Source organism: Paraburkholderia atlantica, from assembly GCF_009362785.1.
GTDB classification, from domain to species: domain Bacteria; phylum Pseudomonadota; class Gammaproteobacteria; order Burkholderiales; family Burkholderiaceae; genus Paraburkholderia; species Paraburkholderia atlantica.
Genome location: NZ_WHNQ01000139.1, coordinates 1 through 3,166, shown reverse-complemented (window position 1 = coordinate 3,166; position 3,166 = coordinate 1). Strand labels below are relative to the sequence as shown.

2 pseudogenes are annotated in these 3,166 nt (G+C 63.2%); both read left to right on the top strand.

Annotation, left to right across the window (positions count from 1 at the left end):
• A pseudogene (locus GCT19_RS41380) lies at positions 1-258 on the top strand (IS256 family transposase); the annotation flags it as partial.
• Positions 259-1,029: 771 nt separating this feature from the next.
• Positions 1,030-3,166 (top strand): annotated as a pseudogene (locus GCT19_RS41375) (TAL effector repeat-containing protein); the annotation flags it as partial.

Here is a 3,166-nt window from a genome sequence, read left to right as displayed (position 1 = left end):
CACTGGCAGCATCTGCGCACCACGAACCCGATTGAATCGACCTTTGCGACGGTGCGCCATCGCACGAAACGCACGCGCAACTGTGTATCGCGCGCGACGTTCCTCGGGCTGGCGTTCAAGCTGATCGAGTCGGCCGAAGAATCGTGGCGGCGCATCCGCGCCCCGGAAAAGCTCACTTCGATGCTTGACGGGATGACGTTCAAGGATGGAGAACCGGTGACCGACAGCACACCGGCTCAGCAATCGCTAGCCGCCTGATTACGCCGAGACCGCATACACCAGATTTGACTTTAACTCCCCTGTGAAGACCTCAATGATCTTCCTTTTGGGCACTTTGATGCCGTCGGCCCGCGAGGGTCCGCCTTCTTTAGCGTGTCCCACCCGATAGGTGGGGGGGTTCATTCCATTTGTCGCTACACCGGACGCAATCATTGTCGCCCCCCATCCATGCCGGCCTCCTGTGCATCAAGTGGGTCTCGCAACCTCAACTCTACGCCCGCCGCTTCACCACAACGGCGTGGGGCCGGCTATATGATTACCAGAACCGAAAACAGTTCGCTTGCGCTGCCGTCATTTCGCTATGCGCGAGACAGGCCCTGCGACTGTGGGTCAGCATGATTTTGTCCGAGTGATCTCGCTGACACACAGCGCGCCATTCTGACGGCGCGCCGCTGCGGGTCGCCCTGCCTTCGGGTAGCAGGAGAGGAAGACATGAGAATCGACAGTACAAACGGCACATCCAACGACGCGTCCTTTTCGCCTGAACAGGACAATGAGGCTTCTACTGCCCAGGAGGGCGTAGCCCGGCGCCGGGCACACTCGGCTGGCGACGACGTGCTTGCCCCGTTGCGCCGCCGGACCGATTTCGGCCACGTGGAGGGCGTATTGAGACCTGTGCAGTCCTGGGTGCCTGGTCAGTCACGTCCTACGACGCCACCTGCCCAGCCTCCCAGCCCCGGACTTGCTTCGCCGTCCAGGCTGCAGCACAGTCCGGGACTGGACGCGCTCACCCATGAGCAGGAGAGGACGTTGGTTGCCGCCTGGCAGGCTCCTGTGCCGTCACATGCCGGGTTGCGTCTGGAGCCGCAATCCGACCGCTTGTCCACCGGGGCCACGTCACCATCTTTGCCCCCTAGCACATCAAGCCCCGATGCGGCCGCGCAAACTTCCGCAACTGCGCACGCCCCGACCGGCTCGGCTGGTCTGCTAGCCCTAGGCTATACCAAGGAGCAGCTTCGAAAGCTCAAACCGGAAAATTCCAGTGAAATTGCGAAGTATCACGATCAGCTGACGGAACACGGGTTCACCCATGCCGAAATCTGCCAGATCAGTAACCGGCGGCAGTCGCTGAAGGTCGTGGCCCGAGACTACCAAGCCCTAGTTGCTGCGCTCCCCGGCTTGGAACGCAGTCACATCGTGACCATCGCCCGGCAGAGGTCGGGAAACCTTGCGCTGGAGGCACTGCTGTGGACAGCAGCAGATCTGGCGGCGGAGCCCCTTAGGCTGGATGTCTCGCAGATTGCAGGAATTGCTCAATACGGCGCGCGACCCGCCATCCTGCTGGTACATAAGCTGCGGGAGGAGTTCACGCGTCCGCCGCTGAATCTTACGCCGCAGCAAGTGGTGGCGATCGCCAGCAACGTTGGCGGTAAGCAGGCGCTGGAGGCGGTCAAGGCGCTCCTCCCCAGGTTGCGTGAGCCACCCTATGGCCTGAAGACAGAACAGGTGGTGGCGATCGCCAACAACAATGGTGGCAAGCAGGCGCTGGAGGCGGTCAAGGTCCTCCTCCCCTGGTTGCGTAAGCCACCCTATGGCCTAGGCACGGAACAGGTGGTGGCGATCGCCAACAACGGGGGTGGCAAACAGGCGCTGGAGGCGGTCAAGGCGCTGCTCCCGGAATTGTGCCAGCCTCCCTATAAACTGACAGCCGCACAGGTGGTGGCGATCGCCAGCAACAATGGTGGCAAGCAGGCGCTGGAGGCGGTCAAGGCGCTGCTCCCCCAGTTGCGTGAGCAACCCTATGGCCTGAGCACCGCACAGACGGTGGCGGCCGCCAGCAACATTGGTGGCAAGCAGGCGCTGGAGGCGGTCAAGGCGCTGCTCCCGGAATTGTGCCAGCCGCCCTACAACCTGAGCGCCGGGCAGGTGGTGGCGATCGCCAGCAACATTGGTGGCAAGCAGGCGCTGGAGGCAGTCAAGGCGCTGCTCCCCCAGTTGCGTGAGCCACCCTATGGCCTGAACACAAAACAGGTGGTGGCGATCGCCAGCAACGGGGGTGGCAAACAGGCGCTGGAGGCGGTCAAGGCGCTCCTCCCCAGGTTGGGTAAGCCACCCTATGGCCTAGGCACAGAACAGGTGGTGGCGATCGCCAGCAACGGAGGTGGCAAGCAGGCGCTGGAGGCGGTCAAGGTGCTGCTACCGGAATTGTGCCAGCCTCCCTATAAACTGAGAGCCGGACAGGTGGTGGCGATCGCCAGCAACATTGGTGGCAAATCGGCGCTGGAGGCAGTCAAGGCGCTCCTCCCCCAGTTGCGTGAGCCACCCTATCGCCTGAGCACCGCACAGGTGGTGGCGATCGCCAGCAACATCGGTGGCAAGCAGGCCATGGAGGCAGTCAAGGCGCTGCTCCCCCAGTTGCGTGAGCCACCCTATGGCTTGGGCACAGAACAGGTGGTGGCGATCGCCAGCAATGATGGCGGCAAGCAGGCTCTGGAGGCAGTCAAGGCGCTGCTACCGGAGTTGTGCCAGCCTCCCTATAAACTGAGAGCCGCACAGGTGGTGGCGATCGCCAGCAACAATGGTGGCAAGCAGGCGCTGGAGGCGGTCAAGGTGCTGCTCCCGGAATTGTGCCAGCCGCCCTACAACCTGAGCGCCGCACAGGTGGTGGCGATCGCCAGCAATGATGGCGGCAAGCAGGCGCTGGAGGCGGTCAAGGTGCTGCTCCCGGAATTGTGCCAGCCGCCCTACAACCTGAGCGCCGCACAGGTGGTGGCGATCGCCAGCAATGATGGCGGCAAGCAGGCGCTGGAGGCGGTCAAGGTGCTGCTCCCGGAATTGTGCCAGCCGCCCTACAACCTGAGCGCCGCACAGGTGGTGGCGATCGCCAGCAATGATGGCGGCAAGCAGGCGCTGGAGGCGGTCAAGGTGCTGCTCCCGGAATTGTGCC